Here is a 20,416-nt window from a genome sequence, read left to right as displayed (position 1 = left end):
CGCGACACCCGGTGGCCGGGCGTCACGCTCCCGCTGGAGGCACGGCGTCCGGTAGCGCTCCGGGTGGTGCATCCACGGGTGCAGAGCAAAGGGGCCACGATGGGAGAGGGCTCCTCGGCGCGCAGCGGACTCGGTGCCCGACCGCGCCGGGCCAGCACCGGACCGGGGACAGTCACCGGCCCCCGACGGGGTCCGGTGCCGCCGTGGGGGCCGCCGCGCGGGCGGCGGCGCGGACCAGGGCCGGGCCCCGGTAGATGAAGCCGGTGTAGAGCTGCACCAGGGCTGCGCCGGCGTCGAACATCCGCGCCGCGTCGTCCGGGTCGAGCACGCCGCCGACGCCGATGATCGGCAGCCGACCACCGGTCTCCCGGTGGACGAAGTCGACCACCTCCCGGGCCCGTCCGGTGAGGGGCCGACCGGAGAGACCACCGGCCTGGGCGCCGCGATCGGCGTCCACAGTGGCCAGACCGGTCCGGGACAGCGTGGTGTTGGTGGCGATCACCCCGGCGGCGCCACGGGCCAGGCAGACCTCCAGCAGTTCGGCGATCGCCGCCTCGGTCAGGTCGGGTGCGATCTTGACCAGCACCGGCTTCTCCCCCACCAACGCGCCGAGCAGCGCGTCCAGGTGGGTACGGTCCTGCAGGGAGCGCAGTCCCGGAGTGTTGGGTGACGACACGTTCACCGCGAAGTAGTCGCCGTGGCCACGAAGCGCCCGGTACGAGGCGAGGTAGTCCTCGACCGCCTCGTCCAGTGGGGTCACCTTGGACTTGCCCAACGAGATGCCCAGCGGCACCCCGAGCGGGCGGGGCAGCGCCGTCAGCCGGGCGGCCAGCGCCGCGGCCCCGGCGTTGTTGAAGCCCATCCGGTTGACCACGGCCTCGCTGGCCGGCAGGCGGAACAGCCGCGGCCGTGGGTTGCCCGGCTGGGCGTGCGCCGTGACCGTACCGACCTCGACGAAACCGAAGCCCAGGGACGGCCAGGCCGGCAGCGCCGCACCGTCCTTGTCCATCCCCGCGGCCAACCCGACCGGGTTGGGGAAGCGCACGCCGAACACCGTGCGTGGCGCGCTGACCGCGTACCGCGCCCGCAGCGCGGCGAGCGCGGCCGGCCGCCGCGACAGAGCCGCCAACCGCCGCAGAGTCCACTCGTGCGCCGCCTCGGCGTCCCCACCCCCGACCCGAAACAACAGAGGCCGTACCGCCCGCTCGAACAGGGTCACTGGGCGGCCCGGAGGATGGCGTGCAGGTCCTGCAGGGGGCGTACCTGCATGTCGCCGCGGATGCGCGCCTCGATGCCCATGACCGCCGCCGCCGCGCCGGGGACCGTGGTGATGCAGGGGATGTCGGCGGTGACGGCCGCGCTGCGGATCTCGTAGCCGTCGGAGCGGGCGCTGGCACCCGACCCCTGCGGCGTGTTGATCACCAGCGCCACCTGGCCGCCGCCGATCAGCGACACCGCGTCGTCGCCCTCGCCCGCCTGGTAGTGCTTGCGGACCTGCTCACACGCGATGCCGTGCCGACGCAGCACCTCGGCGGTGCCGGTGGTCGCCACGATCTCGAAGCCGAGATCGGCCAGCCGCTTGATCGGGAAGATCATGCCGCGCTTGTCCCGGTTCGCCACCGAGACGAAGATCTTCCCGGCCGTCGGCAGCGACCCGTACGCGGCCGACTGGCTCTTGGCGAAGGCGTGCCCGAAGTTGGTGTCGATGCCCATCACCTCGCCTGTCGACTTCATCTCCGGGCCGAGCAGCGAGTCGATCCCCTTGCCGGCGCGGGTGCGGAAGCGCTTGAACGGCAGCACCGCCTCCTTGACCGCGACCGGCGAGTCGGCGGGCATCGTGCCCCCGTCCCCCGCAGCCGGGAGCAGGCCCTCGGCCCGCAACTCCGCGATGCGCGCGCCGAGGGCGATCCGGGCCGCAGCCTTGGCCAGCGGAACGGCCGTCGCCTTGGAGACGAACGGAACGGTCCGCGACGCGCGCGGGTTGGCCTCCAGCACGTAGAGCACGTCGTCCTTGAGGGCGTACTGCACGTTCAGCAGGCCGCGGACGCCGACGCCACGGGCGATGGCCTCGGTGTAACGGCGGACCTCGGCCAGGTGCGAGCCCGCCAGGGTGATCGGCGGCAGCGCGCAGGACGAGTCGCCGGAGTGGATGCCGGCCTCCTCGATGTGCTCCATCACCCCACCGATGTAGACCTCGCCGTCGGCGTCGCAGAGGGCGTCCACGTCGATCTCGATGGCGTCGTCCAGGAACCGGTCCACAAGCACCGGGTGGTCCGGGGAGATGTCGGTGGCCCGACCGATGTAGTCGCGCAGCGTCGGGTCGTCGTAGACGATCTCCATGCCCCGCCCGCCCAGCACGTACGACGGGCGGACCAGCACCGGGTAGCCGATCTCGTCGGCGATCGTCTTGGCCTCGTCGTAGGACGTGGCCATGCCGTGCGCCGGCGCGCGCAGCCCGGCCCGAGCCAGCACCGCGCCGAACGCGCCCCGCTCCTCGGCCAGGTGGATCGACTCCGGGGAGGTGCCGACCACCGGCACACCGGCGTTCTTGAGCCGCTGCGCCAACCCCAGCGGGGTCTGCCCGCCGAGCTGCACGACCACCCCGACCACACCGGGCCCGCCGGCCGCCCGACCGGACGAGTCCTCGGCGTGCCAGACCTCCAGCACGTCCTCGAAGGTCAGCGGCTCGAAGTAGAGCCGGTCGGCGGTGTCGTAGTCGGTGGAGACCGTCTCCGGATTGCAGTTGACCATGACGGTCTCGTAGCCGGCCGCCCGCAACGCCTGCACCGCGTGCACGCAGGAGTAGTCGAACTCGATGCCCTGCCCGATCCGGTTCGGGCCGGAGCCCAGGATCAGCACCTTCGGCCGGTCCGACGGCACGACCTCGGTCTCCAGGTCGTACGACGAGTAGTGGTACGGCGTGGTCGCCTCGAACTCGGCCGCGCAGGTGTCCACCGTCTTGTAGACCGGGCGCACGTCGAGGCGGTGCCGCAGGGTCCGTACGCCGTCCTCGGCGGCCAGCTCCGGGCGCAACGCCGCGAGCTGCCGGTCGGACAGGCCGGCCCGCTTGGCCCGGCGCAGCATCTCGGCGTCGAGCACCGGCGCGTCGACGATCTCGGCGCGCAGCTCGATCAGCGCGGCGATCTGGTCCAGGAACCACCTGTCGATCCCGCCGGACGCCTCGTTGACCTCGGCGATCGACGCGCCGAGGCGCAGTGCCCGCTCGACGGTGTAGAGCCGGCCGTCGTGCGGGATCCGCAGCGCGGCGAGGGTGTCGGCCAGGGTGACACCGGCCGGGTCGGGCTGCGTCCAGAAGCCCGCCGCCTTGGTTTCCATCGAGCGCATCGCCTTGTTCAGCGCCTCGGCGAAGTTACGCCCGAGGCTCATCGCCTCGCCCACCGACTTCATCGTCGTGGTCAGCTCCGGGTCGGCGCCGGGGAACTTCTCGAACGCGAACCGGGGGATCTTCACCACCACGTAGTCCAGGGTCGGCTCGAACGCCGCCGGGGTCTTCAGGGTGATGTCGTTGGGGATCTCGTCGAGGGTGTAGCCGATGGCCAGCTTGGCGGCGATCTTCGCGATCGGGAAGCCGGTCGCCTTCGAGGCCAGCGCCGAGGAGCGCGACACCCGCGGGTTCATCTCGATCACGACGATCCGGCCGTCGACCGGGTTGACCGCGAACTGGATGTTGCAGCCGCCGGTGTCCACCCCGACCTCGCGCAGCACCGCGATGCCCAGGTCCCGCAGGCGCTGGTACTCCCGGTCGGTGAGCGTCATGGCCGGGGCCACGGTGACGCTGTCGCCGGTGTGCACACCCATCGGGTCGATGTTCTCGATCGAGCAGACCACCACCACGTTGTCGTGCCGGTCGCGCATCAGCTCGAGCTCGTACTCCTTCCAGCCGAGCACGCTCTCCTCGATGAGCACCTCGTGCACCGGGCTGGCGGCCAGGCCGTCGCCGGCGATGCGGGCCAGGTCCTCCGGGGTGTGCGCCATGCCGGAGCCCAGGCCGCCCATGGTGAACGACGGCCGGATCACCACCGGCAGGCCCAGCTCGGCGACTGTCGCCTCGACCTCGTCCATGGAGTGGCAGACCCGGGAGCGGGGCACCAGCGCGGCCGGGTCGTCGACGCCCAGGCGTACGCCGGCCTTCGCCACGATCTCCTTGAACAGCTGCCGGTCCTCGCCCCGGTTGATCGCGTCGATGTTCGCGCCGATCAACTCGACGCCGTACTTCTCCAGGACGCCGGCCTCGTGCAGGGCGACGGCCGTGTTCAGCGCGGTCTGCCCGCCGAGGGTCGCCAGGATCGCGTCCGGGCGCTCCTTGGCGATGACCAGCTCCACGAACTCCGGGGTGATCGGCTCGACGTATGTCGCGTCGGCGAACTCCGGGTCCGTCATGATCGTCGCCGGGTTGGAGTTGACCAGGCTGACCCGGATCCCCTCGCTGCGCAGGACCCGGCACGCCTGGGTGCCGGAGTAGTCGAACTCGCAGGCCTGCCCGATGACGATCGGCCCGGAGCCGATCACCAGGATGTGCTTGAGATCGGTCCGCTTAGGCATTGCTGCGCCCCCTGCTGTGGGTCCGGCCCTCGATGAGGTCAGCGAATCGGTCGAAGAGGTAGTCCGCGTCGTGCGGGCCGGCCGCCGCCTCCGGGTGGTACTGGACGGTGAAGGCGGGCACGTCCACGGCCCGCAGCCCCTCGACCACGTTGTCATTGAGGCAGACGTGCGACACCCGTACGCCGCCGAAGTCGGTGTCGATCACCTGGTCGGGGACGACCGCGCCGGCACCCGTGCCCGGCACGTCGACCGCGCCGAGCCGCTGTTCGCGGCTCGACACGTCGACCGCGAAGCCGTGGTTGTGGCTGGTCACCTCGACCTTGCCGGTGACCCGGTCGAGCACCGGCTGGTTGATGCCCCGGTGGCCGTAGCCCAGCTTGTAGGTGCCGAAGCCGAGCGCCCGACCGAGGATCTGGCTGCCGAAGCAGATGCCGAACAGCGGCACCTCCCGCCGCAGCGCCTCCCGGGCCAGCGCCACCGGGCCGTCGGCGGTGGCCGGGTCGCCCGGGCCGGGCGACAGGAAGATCGCGTCGGCGCCGGTGGCGAGCAACTGGTCGATGCTCGACGACGCCGGCAGCACGTGGGTGGTCACCCCGCGGGTGGCCAGCCGACGCGGCACGTTGCGCTTGATGCCCAGGTCCAGCGCGGCCACGGTGAACCGGTGCTCGCCCTGGGCCTCGACGACGTACGGCTGCGCGGTGCTCACCTCGGCGGACAGGTCCGCGCCGACCATCTGCGGCGCCTGGCGGACCCGGGCCAGCAGGCTCTGCGGGTCGTTGTCGACGCTGGAGATGCCCACCCGCATGGCGCCCCGCTCGCGCAGGTGCCGGGTCAGCGCCCGGGTGTCCACCCCACTGATGCCCACCACGCCCTCGGTGGCGAGACGATCCTCCAGGGAGCCGGTGGCCCGCCAGTTCGAGCCGATCCGGGCCGGGTCACGCACCACATAACCGGCCACCCAGATCCGGCCGGACTCGTCGTCCTCGCCGTTGACGCCCGTGTTGCCGATGTGCGGGGCGGTCTGCACCACCACCTGCCGGTGGTACGACGGGTCGGTCAGGGTCTCCTGGTAACCGGTCATGCCGGTGTTGAAGACCGCCTCGCCGAAGGTCTCCCCGACGCTGCCGTACGCCTCACCGGGGAACGTGCGCCCGTCCTCGAGGACCAGGATCGCGGGTCTGCGCTTCACCATTACTTGACAGCCTTTCCGTCCAGGACCGTCGGCTCGCCGCGCAGGAAGGTCGCCACGATGCGACCCGGCAGCGTCATGCGGGCGTACGGGGTGTTGCGACTGCGACTGGCCAGCTCCGCCGGCTCGATGGTGCGGCGGACGGCCGGGTCGATCAGGGTCAGGTTGGCCGGCACACCCGGCGCGGGGTCGACGCCGTGCCCGGTCAGCCCCGCGATCCGGGCGGGGGTACGCGACATCCGCTCGGCGATCAGGTCCCACTCGGGGCCGAGCACGTCGAGCGCGATGGACAGGGCCGTCTCCAGGCCGAGCATGCCCGGCCGGGCGTACGCCCACTCGCACTCCTTGTCCTCCACGGCGTGCGGGGCGTGGTCGGTGGCGATCACGTCGACCACACCGTCGGCGAGCGCGGCGCGCAGCGCGGTGACGTCCGCGGCCGTCCGCAACGGCGGGTTGACCTTGAATACGGGGTCGTAGCTCTCCGCCCGCTCGTCGGTGAGCAGCAGGTGGTGCGGGGTGACCTCGGCGGTGACGCGTACCCCGCGTGCCTTGGCGTGGCGCAGCACCTCGACGCTGCCGGCGGTGGAGACGTGGCAGACGTGCAGGCGGCTGCCCACGTGCTCGGCGAGCAGCACGTCCCGGGCGATGATCGCCTCCTCGGCGACCGCCGGCCAGCCGATCAGACCGAGTCGGGTGGAGACCTCACCCTCGTGCATCTGTGCGCCCTCGGTGAGCCGGGGCTCCTCGGCGTGCTGGGCGATGATCCCGTCGAACGCCTTCACGTACTCCAGGGCCCGGCGCATCAGCTTCGGGTCGGCGACGCAGTGCCCGTCGTCGGAGAAGATCCGTACCCGGGCCGCGGAGTCGGCCATCGCGCCCAGCTCGGCCAGGCGCTCGCCGGCCAGCCCGACGGTGACCGCGCCGATCGGTTGCACGTCGACCAGACCGGCCTCCCGGCCGAGCCGCCAGACCTGCTCGACCACGCCGGCGGTGTCGGCGACCGGGGAGGTGTTGGCCATCGCGCAGACCGCCGTGTAGCCACCCAGGGCCGCCGCGCGGGACCCGGACTCGACGGTCTCGGCGTCCTCCCGACCGGGCTCGCGCAGGTGGGTGTGCAGGTCGACGAGGCCGGGCAGGGCGACCAACCCGGTGCCGTCGACGACCGCGGCGTCCGGTGCGGACAGGCCGGGGCCGACCTCGGCGACCAGGCCGTCGCGGATCAGCAGGTCGGTCGGCGCTCCGCCGACGACACTCACGCTGGTGATCAGGTACGCGGTCACCGGTTGTTCCCTCCGAGCAGCAGGTAAAGAACAGCCATCCGCACGGAGACACCGTTGGTGACCTGTTCGACGATTGTGGAGCGGGGTGAGTCGGCGACCTCGGGGGTGATCTCCATCCCCCGGTTCATCGGGCCGGGGTGCATCACGATCGCGTGCTCGGGCAGCCGGCGCATCCGCGGGCCGTCGAGCCCGTAGCGGCGGGCGTACTCGCGCGCGGAGGGGAAGTAGGAGTCGTTCATCCGCTCCCGCTGCACCCGCAGCATCATCACCACGTCGACGTTTGGCAGCACGGCGTCGAGGTCGTAGGAGACGTCGGTGGCGGGGGCGAGGGCGCCCGCGATGTCGACCGGGATGAGGGTGGGCGGGCCGACCAGGGTGACCTTCGCACCGAGGGTGGAGAGCAGCAGCACGTTGGAGCGGGCGACCCGGGAGTGCAGCACGTCCCCGACCACCGCGACCGACAGCCCGGCGAGCCGGCCCAGCCGGGCCCGCATGGTGTACGCGTCCAGCAGTGCCTGGGTGGGGTGCTCGTGGGTGCCGTCGCCGGCGTTGACGACCGACCCGTCGACCCAGTTGGCCAGCCGGTGCGGGGCGCCCGAGGCGGGGTGTCGCACCACGACGGCGTCGGCGCCCATGGCCTGCAGGGTCAACGCGGTGTCCTTCAGGCTCTCGCCCTTGGTGACGCTGGAGCCCTTGGCGGAAAAGTTGATCACGTCGGCGCTGAGCCGCTTCGCCGCCGCCTCGAAGGAGATCCGGGTGCGGGTGGAGTCCTCGTAGAAGAGGTTCACCACGGTCCGGCCGCGCAGCGCGGGCAGTTTCTTGATCTCCCGGCCGGCGACGGTGGCCATCTCGGCGGCGGTGTCCAGGATCTCGGTGGCGGTGTCGGCGTCCAGGTCCGCGCCGGAGAGCAGATGCTTGATCATGAATTGGCACCCCCGTACAGCTTGACCTCATCCGTCCCGTCGGTCTCGGCGAACGTCACCTTCACGCTCTCGGCCAGCGAGGTCGGGATGTTCTTGCCGACGTAGTCGGCGCGGATCGGCAACTCCCGGTGGCCGCGGTCGACCAGGACGGCGAGCTGCACCGACGCCGGTCGGCCCACGTCGTTGAGCGCGTCGAGCGCGGCCCGGACGGTGCGGCCGGAGAAGAGCACGTCGTCGACGAGGATGACCCGCCTGCCGTCGATCCCGCCGGGCGGCAGCTCGGTCGGGCCGATCGCGCGGGTGGCCTGCCGGCGCAGGTCGTCGCGGTAGAGGGTGATGTCGAGCACACCTACCGGAACGGCGACGTCCTCGAAGGTGCTGATCCGGTCGGCGAGCCGCCGGGCGAGGGGGGTTCCGCGCGTGGGAATCCCAAGAAGCACCGTGTTGGCGGCGCCCTGGGTCTTCTCCAGGATCTGGTGGGCGATGCGGTCGACCACGCGTTGCACGTCGGCGCTGGCGAGGATCACCTTCACCGAGGGTTGTCGCGGTGGTGACGGGCGGGCAGCCGGTGGGTATGCCACGGCGGACCTCCTTCCCCGCCTCACGGGACGGGTCGTTAAAGGATGTCGGGCACCTCCGGCCGAACCGCACAGCGGACCCGACCGGGGCTTCACGCCACGTTACCAGTGGTCACCGGGCCGATGGACGGCGGCCGCTGACCACCGGGTCAGGAGCAGGAAATGGGGATAACTTCCCGGACGCTCCCCAACGGTCGGGTCACGACCACTTGACCAGGTGTCGCATTCCCCGTACCGTCACGCTCCGTAGCGATCGACGGGAGAACCCCGAGCAGCACTGGGAGTGTCCGAATGCCCTCTGAATACGCCAAGTCTCTGGGCGCCCGCCTGCGCTCCATCCGCCAGCAGCAGGGTCTTTCCCTGCAGGGTGTGGAGGAGAAGTCGAATGGGCGGTGGAAGGCCGTGGTGGTCGGCTCGTACGAGCGCGGCGACCGGGCCGTGACGGTGTCCCGTCTGGCCGAGTTGGCCGAGTTCTACCGGGTCCCCGTTTCGGAGCTGCTGCCTGACGGCAGCGGTGTCCGGCACGAGCCCACCAGCAAGATCGTCCTGGACCTGGAGCGGCTCTACGACGAGGCCTCCGAGGACCTGGCCTACGTCGCCCGCTACGCCCGCGCCATCCAGCAGCAGCGAGGTGACTACAACGGCCGGGTGCTCTCGATCCGCGCCGACGACCTGCGGGCGCTCGCGATCGTCTACGACGCCTCACCGTCGGGTCTGATCGAGCGGCTCACCGAGCACGGTGTGCTGGTGGCCGACCCGCGGGCGTTCTTCGCCTCCTGAGCTGTCGCTGTACCGAAAGGGCCCGTGCCATCTGGCACGGGCCCTTTCGCGGTACGGCGTTCGGTGGTGCGACGCTCAGCGGGTGGCGTACTCGGCGATCCGGCCGAGGACCCCGTTGAGGAAGCGCGGCGAATCGTCTGTCGACATCTGCCGAGCCAGCTCCACTGCCTCACTGATCGCCACCGCGTCGTCGATCTCGTCGACGTAGAGCAGCTCGTAGACGGCGATCCGGGCCAGATTCCGGTCGACGACCGGCATCCGCTCCAACGTCCAACCCTCGGCGTAGCTGGCGATCAGCTCGTCGATCCGGTTGAGGTGCTCGGCGACCCCCTCGACCAGGCCCACCGCGTAGCCGAGGTGCTCCGGTCGGGGCTGCTCGATCCGCTGCACGTAGCCGGCCAGCACCTCCACCGGAGGCTTGTCCCGCAGGTCGGCCTCGTAGAGGACATCCAGCGCCCGCTTGCGCGCCTTGCGGCGCGCCGGCATCTGCTGCTTGGAACCCTCAGCCATCAGGCGCGGCCGAGGTAACGGCCGTCGCGGGTGTCGACCTTGATCTTCTCACCGGTGGTGATGAACAGCGGCACCGGCACGGTGGCGCCGGTCTCCACGGTCGCCGGCTTGGTGCCGCCGGTCGAGCGGTCGCCCTGCAGGCCCGGCTCGGTGTAGGTGACCTCCAGCACGACGCTTGTGGGCAGCTCGATGTAGAGCGGCACACCCTCGTGCTGGGCGACGGTCGCCTCCGCCTCGGGCAGCAGGTAGTTGGCTGCCTCGCCGACGGTGCCACCGAGAACGGTGATCTGGTCGAACGTCTCCAGATCCATGAAGACGAAGTCCTCACCGTCGGCGTACAGGTATTGCATCGTGCGCTTGTCAACGGTCGCGGTTTCGACCTTGGTGCCCGCGTTGAAGGTCTTGTCGACCACCTTCCCGGACAGCACGTTCTTCAGCGTGGTGCGCACGAAGGCACCACCCTTACCGGGCTTGACGTGCTGGAACTCGACGACAGCCCAGAGCTCGCCGTCCAGGTTGAGTACCAGGCCGTTTTTGAGGTCGTTGGTGGAGGCCATTTCCTGCCTTGATCATCAATTGGCGGACAGACCTTGCGAGTCTACTAGCTGCGGCGAGACCTGCCGACCGCCCTACGCGGGCGGGGGCCGAGCATCGGGCGTCGACGCCCACAACAGTGACGGAGCGTGACCCGCAGGGCGGTGCCCGTCCCCGTCGTCGGGTCCTTTGCTCTGCACCCACCCGCGCGCCAGTCACCCACCGTGCCGGCCGGACGGCCGCCCCCGGTACGACACAACTCACAAAGTCGCAGCTCACGGCACTGGCGCATCCGGGGGTGCAGAGCAAAGGATCCGAGCAGGCACGGCACTCCGGCGTCGGACGCGGCGCACCAGGTGACGCTCGGCGACGGCGTTAACGCTCACATTCGGTGATTTGTCACAGACAGCGGGAAAACGGGCGGGACGGCCGCGGTCAGGCGCCCCGGCCGGCCAGGTGCTGCAGCGCGAGGCGATAGCCGTCGATGCCGAGACCGCAGATCACCCCGGTCGCCACCGCGGACACCACCGAATGGTGCCGGAACTCCTCACGGGCGTGGATGTTGGACAGGTGCACCTCCACCAACGGCCCCCGCAGCATCGCGCACGCGTCGCGCACCGCGTACGAGTAGTGCGACCAGGCAGCCGGGTTGAGCACCACGGCGGCACCCTCGTCGGCGGCGGTGTGCAGCCAGCCCAGCAACTCGTGCTCGGCGTCGGTCTGCCGGACCGTCACGTCCAGCCCCACCTCCCGGCCGGTGGTCTCGCAGAGCGCCACCAGATCGGCGTAGGTGGTCGCGCCGTACACCTCGGGCTCGCGGGTGCCCAGCCGGCCCAGGTTCGGCCCGTTGAGGACGTACACCCTCACGAAACCGACACCTCCCGGTACGCGGCCTCCAGCAGCGCGTCGTCCGGGCCCTCCAACATCGAGGGGCGGGCCAGCCCGTCCAGCACCACGAAGCGCAGTCGGCTGCCCCGGGTCTTCTTGTCCACCCGCATGGTGGCCAACAGCTGCGGCCAGGCGTCGGCCGGGTAGCTCACCGGCAGGCCCAGCGCGCTCAACGTGGCCCGGTGCCGGTCGGCGGTCGGCGCGTCCAGCCGGCCGGCGAGCCGGGCCAGCGTGGCCGCGTAGACCAGGCCGACGGCGACGGCGTGGCCGTGCCGCCAGCGGTAGCCCTCGTTCTGCTCGATCGCGTGGGCGAGGGTGTGCCCGTAGTTGAGCACCTCCCGCACGCCCGACTCCCGCAGGTCACCGGCGACCACGTCGGCCTTGACCCGGATCGACCGCTCGATCAGCTCCCGCAGCACCGGCCCGCGCGCGTCGGTGGCCGCCGCCGAGTCGCGCTCGACCAGGTCCAGGATCGCCGCGTCGGCGATGAACCCGCACTTGACCACCTCGGCGAGCCCGGCCGCCAGGTCGACCGCGGGCAGGCTGTCCAGGGTGGCCAGGTCGGCCAGCACCCCGACCGGCGGATGGAACGCGCCCACCAGGTTCTTGCCGGCGGCCGTGTTGATGCCCGTCTTGCCGCCCACCGCGGCGTCCACCATGCCCAGCAGCGAGGTCGCCACCGGCACCCAGCGCACCCCGCGCAACCAGCAGGCCGCGACGAAGCCGGCCAGGTCGGTCACCGCGCCGCCGCCCACCCCGACCACCGCGTCGGTACGGGTGAAGCCGGCCGCGCCGAGCCGGTCCCAGCAGGCGGCGGCAATGTCGATCTGCTTGCCGGACTCGGCGTCGGGCACCTCGATCGGCAGCGGCTCGACGCCTGCGGCGCGCAGCCGCTCGCCCACCGCGTCCGCCAGGGCCTTGAGCGGGGGCGCGTGCAGCACCGCCGCCCGGCTCGCGCCGGGCAGCAGGCCGGGCAACGCGCCCAGCAGGTCACGTCCCACCAACACGTCGTACGGCCGCTCGCCGCCGACCGGGATCCGGGTCACGTCGTCCATCGCCGGGAGCCTAGTCCAGCGGGCGGCGCGGTGCGGGCATCTGCCCACCTGATGGCCGGGCCGCCCACTCGGCGAGCAGGCGGGCGTGCTCGGCCACCGCGGCACGCAGCGCCTCCGGGTGTCGCACCGTGAACGGGAAGCCCAGACCGGCGAGCAGCGCGGCCATGCCGGGCAGGCTCTCCGCCCGGGCCCGCAACAGCACCCCCTCGGCGGTGACGGTCAGCTCTGCCACGCTGGGCGGGATGCGGCGGCGAGCGACGTCCACATCGGTCTCCAGCAGCACCTCGACCTCGTGCGAGTAGGGCACTCCGGCCAGCGACCGGGTCACCCGGGCCACCGGGTCGAAGCCCTCCGGCACGGTGAACGTCGCCGTGCCGGGTGTCACGGCGCCGACGCGGTCCAGCCGGAACGTGCGGACCTCACCGCGCCTGTGGTCGTGGCCGGTGACGTACCAGCGGCCGGAGTGGAAGACCAGGCCGTACGGGTCCAACTCCCGGTGCGACTGCTCGCCCCGCCAGGAGCGGTAGTCGAGTGCCACCCGCTGACGGTGCCGGGCCGCCGCGGCCAGGGCGAGCAGGGTGCCCGACGCCGGCCGCAGCTCCGGCTCGGGGCGTCGCAGGGTGAACCCGAGGTGCTCCTGCACGGCGGCGAGCCGGTCGGCCAGCGCCGCCGGAAGCACCCGACGGATCTTCGCGAGTGCCGTGGCCGTCGCGGGCTGCTCGGTGGCCAGCCCGACCCGCTCCGCGACCACGAGCCCGAGCAGCACCGCCACCGCCTCGTCGTCGGTGAGCATCAGCGGTGGCAGCTTGTAGCCGGGGTGCAGCCGGTAGCCGCCGTGCCGACCCCGGTCGGCGGTGACCGGGATGCCCAGCTCGACGAGGGTGGCCGCGTACCGGCGCACGGTCCGCTCGTCGACGCCGAGCCGGTCGGCCAGCTCGGCGGCTGTCGCGCGGTGCCGGGCCTGGAGCAACTCCAGCAGGGCCAGCACCCGACCAGCGGGATGTGACACGGACCACTCCTCAAAACCGGGCGGATTCTGTCCGGATTCGATCGTACGGTCTGTCGGTAACCGAGCGAAGGAGCGACAGATGGCGACATATGTGCTGGTGCCGGGGTTCTGGTTGGGCGCCTGGGCGTGGCGGGACGTGACCGAGACCCTGCGCGCGCGGGGTCACGACGTCCACCCGATGACGCTCACCGGGCTGGCCGAACGCGACCACCTGGCCGGGCCGGACGTGAGCCTGGAGACGCACACCCTGGACATCGTCCGGCTCATCGAGGTCGAGGATCTGCGCGACGTACTCCTTGTCGGGCACTCCGGCGGTGGCATGCCGGTCGCCCAGGCGGCCGACCGCATCCCGGAGCGGATCGCCCGGGTGGTCTACGTGGAGAGTGGGCCACTCCCCGACGGCACCGCGCAGTTCGACACCGTGCCGCCGGAGGAGCAGCAGCGCCTCCGGGCCGCGATCGGCGACGGTCACCTGATGCCGCCGCCGGCCTGGGATCCGCTCGCCGACCCGGTGAACGTCGCCGGACTGGACGAGCCGACGCTTGCCCTGCTGCGTGCCCGGGCCACCGCGCAGCCACTGCGGACCGCCACCGACCCGGTGCGACGCACCGGTGGCCGGCCGGTGCCGACGGCACTTGTCGCCAGCACCTTTCCGCTGGGCGTGGTGCGGGAAATGATCGACCAGGAGCACCCGTTCTTCACCGGCCTGGCCGACGGACAACTGCACGAGGTGCCCACCGGGCACTGGCCGATGCTCAGCGAGCCGAAGGCTCTGGCCGACGTCCTCGACCTGATCGCCCGCGGCTGAGCGGGCCGGGCCCGCCGCCGCGCGCCGGTCAGTGCGTTAGCAGGGCGGCGATCTCCTGGACGACCGCCGCCGGGGTCCGCCCGTCGGTGGTCACCGTCACGGTGGCGACCTCGCGGTAGAGCGGCCGGCGCTGATCCATCAGGTGTTTGAGGGTGGCGCGCGGGTTGATCGCCAGCAGCGGTCGGCCGGAGCCCAGGCCCACCCGCTTCACCGCGTCCGGCAGCTCCACCGAGAGGTGCACCACCCGGTGCCCGATCAGAGCGGCCCGCGTCTCCTCGGCCAACACCGCGCCGCCGCCCAGGGCGAGCACGCCCGTGCCGCCGGCCAGCGCCGCGGCCACCGCGGCCCGTTCCAGGGTACGGAAGTGCGCCTCACCCTCGTCGATGAAGATCTCCGGGATCGGCTTGCCGGCCATCTGCTCGATGTCGATGTCGGTGTCGCGGAACTCCACCCCGATGGTGTCGGCGAGCGCCCGGCCGACTGTGGTCTTGCCACAGCCGGGCACGCCGACCAGCACCACGACAGGCGCCATCAGCGAATCACCAGCGCGTCGAGGTAGCCCGCCAGGTTGCGGCGGATCTCGGCGATCGAGTCCCCGCCGAACTTCTCGGTGGCCGCCTCGGCGAGCACCAGCGCCACCATCGCCTCGGCGACCACCGCCGCGGCGGGCACCGCACAGACGTCGGAGCGCTGGTTGATCGCGGTGGCCGGCTCGCCGGTGGTGACGTCCACGGTGGCCAGCGCCCGGTTCAGCGAGGAGATCGGCTTCATCGCGGCACGAACCCGCAGCGGCTCACCTGTGGTGATGCCACCCTCCAGCCCGCCGGCCCGGTCGGTGACCCGGCGGACGCCCGTCGCCGACGGAATGATCTCGTCGTGCGCCTCCGAGCCCCGGGACCGGGCCTGCTGCCAGCCGTCGCCGATCTCCACGCCCTTGATCGCCTGAATGGACATCAACGCGGTCGCCAGCCGGGCGTCGAGTTTGCGGTCCCACTGCACGTGGCTGCCCAACCCCGGCGGCACCCCGTACGCCAGCACCTCGACCACACCACCGAGGGTGTCGGCGGCCTTCTTCGCGGCGTCGACCTCGGCGACCATCAGCGCGCTGGCCTCCGGGTCGAGGCACCGCAGCGGGTCGGCGTCGATCCGGGCGGCGTCGGACGGCACGGGACGCAGGCCGGGCTTCGCGGCCACCGGACCCAGCTCGACCACGTGCGAGACGATCTCGATGCCGAGCGCCTGCCGGATCAACGCCTTGGCGACAGTGCCCACGGCCACCCGGGCGGCGGTCTCCCGGGCGCTTGCGCGTTCCAGGATCGGCCGGGCGTCGGTGTGGCCGTACTTCTGCATGCCGGCCAGGTCGGCGTGGCCCGGCCGGGGACGGGTCAGCGGGGCGTTGCGGGCCTGGCGGGCCAGCTCGTCGGGGTCGACCGGGTCGGCGGCCATCACGGTCTGCCACTTCGGCCACTCGGAGTTGCCCACCCGGATCGCCACCGGGCTGCCCAGGGTCACGCCGTGCCGCAGACCGCCGAGCAGCTCGATCTCGTCGCGTTCGAACGCCATCCGGGCACCCCGGCCATAACCGAGCCGCCGACGGGCCAGCTCGTCGGCGATCTCGGTGGTGGTCACCTCAATGCCGGCCGGCACCCCCTCCAGCATCGCGACGAGGGCGGGACCGTGCGATTCACCTGCAGTCAACCAACGCAACACAGCGGTCAGTCTGTCACGGCGCGCCACCGACCCGGCACGCTGCCCGCCGCGTCCCGCCCAGCGGACACCGGTGCCCGGTCGAGCGGACACCGGTGCCCGGTCGAGCGGGCGCAGCGGCAGGTCGAACGGGTGCCCGCGGCGAGTCAGATGCCCCGGCCGCGCTTGTGCAGGGTGCGCAGCACGGCGTCCGCCCGGACCACCCGACCGGCGACGGCGAGGGCCAGATACGCGCGCGGCTCGCGGGGATTGCTCCGCAGGGTGCGCCGCGCCCACCGCAGCGCGCCCCGGCGGTTGCCGGCGGCGGCCTGGGCGAACGCGATCTGACCGGCCACCCGGGCCGCACCTGCCGGTTGGCCGGCGAACTCCGGGTAGCGCCGCAGCAGCCACTGCAACGCGTCGGAGATGGTGTCCCAGCGCTGCGAGAAGTACGAGCGCTTGTGCCAGCGGACCAGCACCAGGGGCGTCGGCAGATTGATCAGCGGCGCGCTGCGCGCCGCCCGCAACAGGAACTCGTAGTCCTCCGCGTAACTGCCCGGGATCTCCTCGTCGACCAGGCCGAACCCGTCGCGCAGCGCACTGGCGCGGATCAGGAAGGTCGACGGGTGCAGCTCCGTCAACCGGTCCCGCAGCAGGTCGTCCAGGCTGATCCGGTCCTTGTCCAGCACCCGGTCGACGGTGTGCCCGTCATAGCTGACCCGGATGCCGCAACAGACGAACTCGGCAGCCGGATCGGCGGCCAGCGCGTCGACCTGCACGGCCAGCTTGCCGGGCAGCCACTCGTCGTCGTCGTCGCAGAACGCGACAAGCTCACCCCCGCCGGCGAGGGTGCCGCTGTTGCGGGCCCCGGCCAACCCCGGCGTACGGGTGTTGCCGATCACCCGCACCGACCGGCCCGGGCCGTCCGCCAGCTCGGCCAGCGACTCGTCCGGCACGGACTGGTCGAACACCACCACGACCTCGATCGGGCCCGGGTACTCCTGCGCCAGGATCGCGCGCACCGCGGACCGCAGCAGCTCGGGGCGGTCCCGGGTGGGCACCACGACGCTGACGCTCGTCTGGTCGGTCATCGGATCTCCTTCGCACCCGGGCGCGGCCGGGACCAGGCCCGCAGCCGGTGTGGGCGCGGGGTCGAGCGGGCCACCAGGTCGTCGACGATCTGCCCGACCCGGGCCACCGCCGCCCGTTGTGCCTCGTGCGCCTGCGGGTCGGCGGCCACCGCGTACCGGGAAGGGTCGGCCAACCCGTCGGTCAACGCGCCGTGCAGCGCCTCCCGGGTCTCGCAGAGCGCCACCAGGCCGGCGGCGCCGAGCCGGCGGGCGAACAGGAGCTGGTGGTCGTCGACGTGCTCACCACGCGCCGGGTCGCGGGCCACCACGATGGGCAGATGGCCGTGCCGGCGGGCCTCCAGGATGGTCGCCGGACCGCCGTGGCACACCACCAGGTCGGCCTCGTCCATCGCCTGTTGCAACGCGTCGTGGCCGAGGAACGCCACCGCGCCGGGCAGGTGCGGAGCACGCGTGTGCCCGTGCTGCACCGTCAGCTCGACCTCGTCGGTGGCCTGCTCGTGCCACTGCGCCAACCAGTCGACGAGCCGGTCGAAGGGGTGCTTGTCGGTGCCGACCGCGACCAACAACCGGAGCCGGTCGGTCGGGGTGTCGCGCTGGCGCGGCATCCGGGGCTCCGCACCGCTCGGGGCGGGTTGCGAACGCCGGGCGGTGCCGGCCTCCCCCGTCACAGCAGCGTCCCGACGACGGTGGCCTCGGGGTACTGCCGACGCTGCTCGTCCCACTGCACGAGCATCGCGGACAGAAACGGGCGGCAGAGCCGGGCGGTCATCGTCGGAGTGTCGATCCGGTCGTACACCTCGATGTAGACGGTCGGGATGCGCCACAGCCGGGCCAGCACCACGAACGGCACCGCCACCCCGGCGCCGGTGGTGACCACCGCGGCGACCCGCCGGGCCCGCAGCACCCGCCAGGCCAGCAACGCGTTGCGCAGCAGGTTCGGGATGTTGCGGGTGGTCGGGTGGTGCGCCGGCACGAGGTCCTCGCCGGTCAGCAGGGACACCGCCTCCGGGGTGTCGAAGGTTACCCAGCAGCGCCGCCACTGTTCGTACCAGGGCCGCAGGGCGAGTAGTTGGGCCAGATGGCCACCGCTGGAGCCGACCAGCAGGAGCACTGGCGCGGCATCGTCGTCGTTCTTCGTGTCCACGCGACTCCCCACAAGTTCGCTTGGAATTCCAGTTCACGCCACGCAGAAGCAGATCACACGTTCTCCGGTCGTTGAATAGCGCGACCGGACGAGACATCGATCTCCACATCGGGCACTCGGACGCGTCGAACGTCCGAGCCACATCGATCGTTATCACCACCTGCTATTTCGTCGTTACTCTGTGGCGCATCCCGACACAGCGATTCCTCCGGATCAGCCGCTATGTCTTTTCTCGATGACGTCCAAGAGTGCGGGATGCAGCGCGGTGTTCCAGCCCGCGCCCGCGTCGGCCAGCCGCCAGGTCCGCAACCACATCTCCACCAGGTACGCGTCGGCGACAAGCCGGCGCTGCGGCGCGCCGAGACCGAGGCGGTCGCCGTGCCGACCCAGGTACGCGTCGACCGCGGCCGCCGCGACGGCCGCCGACTCACCCCGCAGCACCAGGGCCCGCTGGAACGCGTCGTGCGCCAGGTCGAACCCGACCGGCACGTCCGCCCCGCTGTGCTCCCAGTCCCAGGCGACCAACCGGCCGTCGTGCCGGCCCAGGTTCCACGGCACCCAGTCACCGTGCCAGTGGCCGAACTCGACGCTCGTGTCGCCGTGCCGGCGCGCCAACGCGGCGACCGCGGCGACCGCCCGCGCACCGGTCTCCTCGGCCGCGGCGGCCCGGTCGGCCTGACCGGCCAGACGGGACAGGAAGGTCGACCCGGCCAGCGCCCGGGGCGGGCCCGGCGAGTCGCCACGGCGGGCGACCGCGAGCAGCGCCGCGATCCGCGGTGGATCGTCGACCGGCACACCGCGTACCGCCGGTGGCAGCGGCTCGATCACCGCGACCACCTGGCCTCCCCACGCCGTCTCGGCGAGCAGCCGCGGCGGCGTCGGGTGGTCGGCGACACCGGCCACCGCCCGCAGCGCCCGCAGCGCCGCCGCCTCGGCGGTGACCAACGCGCGGGTCGCGTCGTTCCAGCCGATCTTCGCGTAGCCGCGCGGACGACCGTCGGCGGTGAAGAGTTGCAGGGTGGGCTTGCCGTTCGGGTCGGGTGGTCGGACCCCGCACGCGGCCAGCAGCGGCGTGCCGCCCAGATCGGCCGCGAGCCGCTCGGTCAGCAACAGCTCCGCCGCGGCCGCACCGGCGGGCACCGACACGGTCAACGTCGGAAAGGGCGCGAGCCCCACCGCGCCGAGCCGGGCCAGCCCGCCGAGCACCGCCCGCAACGCACGCACCTTCGGTGGCCGCAGGGCGTTGTACGCCAACAGCGACGCCGCCCCGGCCCGTGCGGCGCCCAACGGCACCAGGAACCGGGCCCGGGCGACCGACGGCACCACCGCGTACCGGGCCACCGTCCGGTGACCGGCCGGCGCGGGCCCGCCCACGGTCAGGTTCACCCGCTCGTCCGGGAAGACCGCGCGGCTCACCCAGCCCAGACCGTCCACCCGGGCACGCGGGTCGGTGGCCGGGCCCACAGTCGTCGTCACGCCGGCCGGTCCGCCCAGTCGAGGTCCAGCCCGAGCCGCTGGCGCAGTGCCTCGTTGTGCGGCCGGTAGTAGTCGGTCAACTCGGCGCGCACCGCGGGCTCCAGCGGCGCCGAGCGCCTGTCGTTGTAGACCTTGAAGTCCGGCAGGTCGTACGCCGGGAGCCCGAGGAAGTCGAGGGTGCGCCGGTAGGTCGCCCGGGAGTCGCGGTAGAGGTCCTCGCTGGGCAGGAAGAGGATCTGCTGCCTGTCGAAACGCTCCAACCACGGCTCCAGGTGCTCCAGGTAACGCCCCCGCGCCCGGTACGTGTACCAGTCGTACGCCTCGCTGAACGACTCCGGCTCGGCGATCAGCCGCTCCCGCTCCCCCGCCGTCCGCTCCGGCTCGGCGGCCAGCGCGGCGGCGAAGTCCAGCGGCTCGATGCCGTGCGTACGGCGCTCCTTCCAGTGCGAGTACGCCCGCTCCACCGGGTCCCGCAGGAGCACGATCAGCTTCACCTGCGGCAGCAGCGCGGCGACCCGCTGCGCGGCGAGCGGGTGGAACATGTACAGCGGCGCGGCCTCGCCGACCCGGACCGGCCCGCCGTGTCGCTTCGACAGGGCGTCGCGGTGGCGCTGGGTCGGGAAGTGCGAGCGGTACCACGCCTCGCCGCGTCCCCAGTGCTCCTCGAAGTAGTGCGCCGACTTGGTGTTCCACGCCGGGAAGAGGCGGGGCACGAGCGGGTGCTGGATGAGGTAGTTCCACAGGGAGGTGGTGCCGCCCCGTTTCGTGCCGATGATCAGGAAATCCGGCAGGGGCCGCCGGTCACTCGTGCGGACCCCGTAGTCCACCAGGGACTCCTTCACCCGGCCTGTCACCTGGGTCGGGACCAACTGCTTGACCCGGTCACGGATGGACGCCACGAC

The 20,416-nt window shown here is 72.3% G+C and carries 20 protein-coding genes; 2 read left to right on the top strand and 18 right to left on the bottom strand.

Annotated features, from left to right (window positions below; all coding sequences use genetic code 11):
- Positions 1-172 precede the first annotated feature (172 nt).
- The 6 genes from ACGFH8_RS16925 to pyrR are packed head-to-tail and all read right to left on the bottom strand — an operon-like array spanning position 173 to position 8,536.
- Positions 173-1,219 (bottom strand): quinone-dependent dihydroorotate dehydrogenase, encoded by a 1,047-nt coding sequence (locus tag ACGFH8_RS16925; RefSeq protein WP_393367861.1) that lies wholly within the window; start codon positions 1,217-1,219, stop codon positions 173-175.
- Positions 1,216-4,563 carry a carbamoyl-phosphate synthase large subunit gene (gene carB / locus ACGFH8_RS16920; protein ID WP_393367859.1) on the bottom strand — a complete coding sequence of 1,116 codons (3,348 nt, stop codon included), beginning with the start codon at positions 4,561-4,563 and terminating at the stop codon, positions 1,216-1,218. Before carB ends, ACGFH8_RS16925 begins: the two co-directional genes overlap by 4 nt.
- Entirely contained in the window at positions 4,556-5,752 is a 1,197-nt protein-coding gene (carA, locus tag ACGFH8_RS16915) for a glutamine-hydrolyzing carbamoyl-phosphate synthase small subunit (RefSeq protein ID WP_393367995.1), read from the bottom strand. The genes carB and carA overlap by 8 nt, the downstream gene beginning before the upstream one ends.
- A gap of 2 nt (positions 5,753-5,754) precedes the next feature.
- The gene (locus tag ACGFH8_RS16910; RefSeq protein ID WP_393367857.1) at positions 5,755-7,032 is read right to left on the bottom strand and encodes a dihydroorotase; all 1,278 of its coding nucleotides are present in this window, start codon (positions 7,030-7,032) and stop codon (positions 5,755-5,757) included.
- On the bottom strand, positions 7,029-7,955 hold the full coding sequence (locus ACGFH8_RS16905; RefSeq protein WP_393367855.1) for an aspartate carbamoyltransferase catalytic subunit: 927 nt from the start codon (positions 7,953-7,955) through the stop codon (positions 7,029-7,031). Before ACGFH8_RS16905 ends, ACGFH8_RS16910 begins: the two co-directional genes overlap by 4 nt.
- A complete protein-coding gene (gene pyrR, locus ACGFH8_RS16900) occupies positions 7,952-8,536 on the bottom strand; it encodes a bifunctional pyr operon transcriptional regulator/uracil phosphoribosyltransferase PyrR (RefSeq protein ID WP_393367853.1) in 585 nt (194 codons plus the stop codon). The genes ACGFH8_RS16905 and pyrR overlap by 4 nt, the downstream gene beginning before the upstream one ends.
- A gap of 288 nt (positions 8,537-8,824) precedes the next feature.
- Between pyrR and ACGFH8_RS16895 the strand changes: the two genes are divergently transcribed.
- Entirely contained in the window at positions 8,825-9,313 is a 489-nt protein-coding gene (locus tag ACGFH8_RS16895) for a transcriptional regulator (protein WP_007458348.1), read from the top strand.
- Between the two features lie 75 nt (positions 9,314-9,388).
- Here the strand turns inward: ACGFH8_RS16895 and nusB are convergent, their stop codons facing one another.
- The 5 genes from nusB to ACGFH8_RS16870 form a co-directional block, all read right to left on the bottom strand.
- Positions 9,389-9,799: a transcription antitermination factor NusB gene (gene nusB, locus ACGFH8_RS16890; RefSeq protein ID WP_184188983.1), complete on the bottom strand. Its 411-nt coding sequence runs from the start codon at positions 9,797-9,799 to the stop codon at positions 9,389-9,391.
- Positions 9,800-9,822: 23 nt separating this feature from the next.
- A complete protein-coding gene (gene efp / locus ACGFH8_RS16885) occupies positions 9,823-10,380 on the bottom strand; it encodes an elongation factor P (protein ID WP_210793018.1) in 558 nt (185 codons plus the stop codon).
- A gap of 412 nt (positions 10,381-10,792) precedes the next feature.
- Positions 10,793-11,224 (bottom strand): type II 3-dehydroquinate dehydratase, encoded by a 432-nt coding sequence (gene aroQ / locus ACGFH8_RS16880; RefSeq protein ID WP_393367852.1) that lies wholly within the window; start codon positions 11,222-11,224, stop codon positions 10,793-10,795.
- Positions 11,221-12,300 carry a 3-dehydroquinate synthase gene (gene aroB, locus ACGFH8_RS16875; protein ID WP_393367850.1) on the bottom strand — a complete coding sequence of 360 codons (1,080 nt, stop codon included), beginning with the start codon at positions 12,298-12,300 and terminating at the stop codon, positions 11,221-11,223. The genes aroQ and aroB overlap by 4 nt, the downstream gene beginning before the upstream one ends.
- A gap of 10 nt (positions 12,301-12,310) precedes the next feature.
- Positions 12,311-13,309, bottom strand: coding sequence for a helix-turn-helix transcriptional regulator (locus tag ACGFH8_RS16870; RefSeq protein WP_393367848.1), 999 nt, complete (start codon positions 13,307-13,309; stop codon positions 12,311-12,313).
- A 79-nt stretch (positions 13,310-13,388) separates the two neighbouring features.
- On the opposite strand from ACGFH8_RS16870, the gene ACGFH8_RS16865 reads away from it, so the two are divergent.
- Entirely contained in the window at positions 13,389-14,117 is a 729-nt protein-coding gene (locus ACGFH8_RS16865) for an alpha/beta fold hydrolase (protein ID WP_393367846.1), read from the top strand.
- A gap of 28 nt (positions 14,118-14,145) precedes the next feature.
- Here ACGFH8_RS16865 and ACGFH8_RS16860 read toward each other — a convergent pair whose 3' ends face one another.
- The 7 genes from ACGFH8_RS16860 to ACGFH8_RS16830 form a co-directional block, all read right to left on the bottom strand.
- Positions 14,146-14,649 (bottom strand): shikimate kinase, encoded by a 504-nt coding sequence (locus ACGFH8_RS16860; RefSeq protein ID WP_393367845.1) that lies wholly within the window; start codon positions 14,647-14,649, stop codon positions 14,146-14,148.
- A complete protein-coding gene (gene aroC, locus ACGFH8_RS16855; RefSeq protein WP_393367843.1) occupies positions 14,649-15,827 on the bottom strand; it encodes a chorismate synthase in 1,179 nt (392 codons plus the stop codon). The genes ACGFH8_RS16860 and aroC overlap by 1 nt, the downstream gene beginning before the upstream one ends.
- A 143-nt stretch (positions 15,828-15,970) precedes the next feature.
- Positions 15,971-16,894, bottom strand: coding sequence for a glycosyltransferase family 2 protein (locus ACGFH8_RS16850; RefSeq protein WP_393367841.1), 924 nt, complete (start codon positions 16,892-16,894; stop codon positions 15,971-15,973).
- Positions 16,891-17,499 (bottom strand): glycosyltransferase, encoded by a 609-nt coding sequence (locus ACGFH8_RS16845; protein ID WP_393367840.1) that lies wholly within the window; start codon positions 17,497-17,499, stop codon positions 16,891-16,893. Before ACGFH8_RS16845 ends, ACGFH8_RS16850 begins: the two co-directional genes overlap by 4 nt.
- Before the next feature lie 59 nt (positions 17,500-17,558).
- Positions 17,559-18,038, bottom strand: coding sequence for a UDP-N-acetylglucosamine--LPS N-acetylglucosamine transferase (locus ACGFH8_RS16840; protein ID WP_393367839.1), 480 nt, complete (start codon positions 18,036-18,038; stop codon positions 17,559-17,561).
- Positions 18,039-18,251: 213 nt separating this feature from the next.
- Positions 18,252-19,514: a hypothetical protein gene (locus ACGFH8_RS16835; RefSeq protein ID WP_393367837.1), complete on the bottom strand. Its 1,263-nt coding sequence runs from the start codon at positions 19,512-19,514 to the stop codon at positions 18,252-18,254.
- Entirely contained in the window at positions 19,511-20,413 is a 903-nt protein-coding gene (locus ACGFH8_RS16830; RefSeq protein WP_393367993.1) for a sulfotransferase domain-containing protein, read from the bottom strand. The genes ACGFH8_RS16835 and ACGFH8_RS16830 overlap by 4 nt, the downstream gene beginning before the upstream one ends.
- Positions 20,414-20,416 lie beyond the last annotated feature (3 nt).

Origin of the sequence: Micromonospora sp. NPDC049175, assembly GCF_043197345.1 — a bacterium.
Classification (GTDB): domain Bacteria; phylum Actinomycetota; class Actinomycetes; order Mycobacteriales; family Micromonosporaceae; genus Micromonospora.
This window is presented reverse-complemented; position numbering and strand designations above follow the sequence as displayed.

What these genes read in the sequence shown, in the direction of transcription:
- carB (WP_393367859.1), bottom strand. Translation starts at nt 4,563, where the DNA reads ATGCCTAAGCGGACCGATCTCAAGCACATCCTGGTGATCGGCTCCGGG.
- ACGFH8_RS16905 (WP_393367855.1), bottom strand. Translation starts at nt 7,955, where the DNA reads ATGATCAAGCATCTGCTCTCCGGCGCGGACCTGGACGCCGACACCGCC.
- ACGFH8_RS16895 (WP_007458348.1), top strand. Translation starts at nt 8,825, where the DNA reads ATGCCCTCTGAATACGCCAAGTCTCTGGGCGCCCGCCTGCGCTCCATC.
- nusB (WP_184188983.1), bottom strand. Translation starts at nt 9,799, where the DNA reads ATGCCGGCGCGCCGCAAGGCGCGCAAGCGGGCGCTGGATGTCCTCTAC.
- efp (WP_210793018.1), bottom strand. Translation starts at nt 10,380, where the DNA reads ATGGCCTCCACCAACGACCTCAAAAACGGCCTGGTACTCAACCTGGAC.
- aroB (WP_393367850.1), bottom strand. Translation starts at nt 12,300, where the DNA reads ATGGACGACGTGACCCGGATCCCGGTCGGCGGCGAGCGGCCGTACGAC.
- ACGFH8_RS16865 (WP_393367846.1), top strand. Translation starts at nt 13,389, where the DNA reads ATGGCGACATATGTGCTGGTGCCGGGGTTCTGGTTGGGCGCCTGGGCG.
- ACGFH8_RS16860 (WP_393367845.1), bottom strand. Translation starts at nt 14,649, where the DNA reads ATGGCGCCTGTCGTGGTGCTGGTCGGCGTGCCCGGCTGTGGCAAGACC.
- ACGFH8_RS16850 (WP_393367841.1), bottom strand. Translation starts at nt 16,894, where the DNA reads ATGACCGACCAGACGAGCGTCAGCGTCGTGGTGCCCACCCGGGACCGC.
- ACGFH8_RS16845 (WP_393367840.1), bottom strand. Translation starts at nt 17,499, where the DNA reads ATGCCGCGCCAGCGCGACACCCCGACCGACCGGCTCCGGTTGTTGGTC.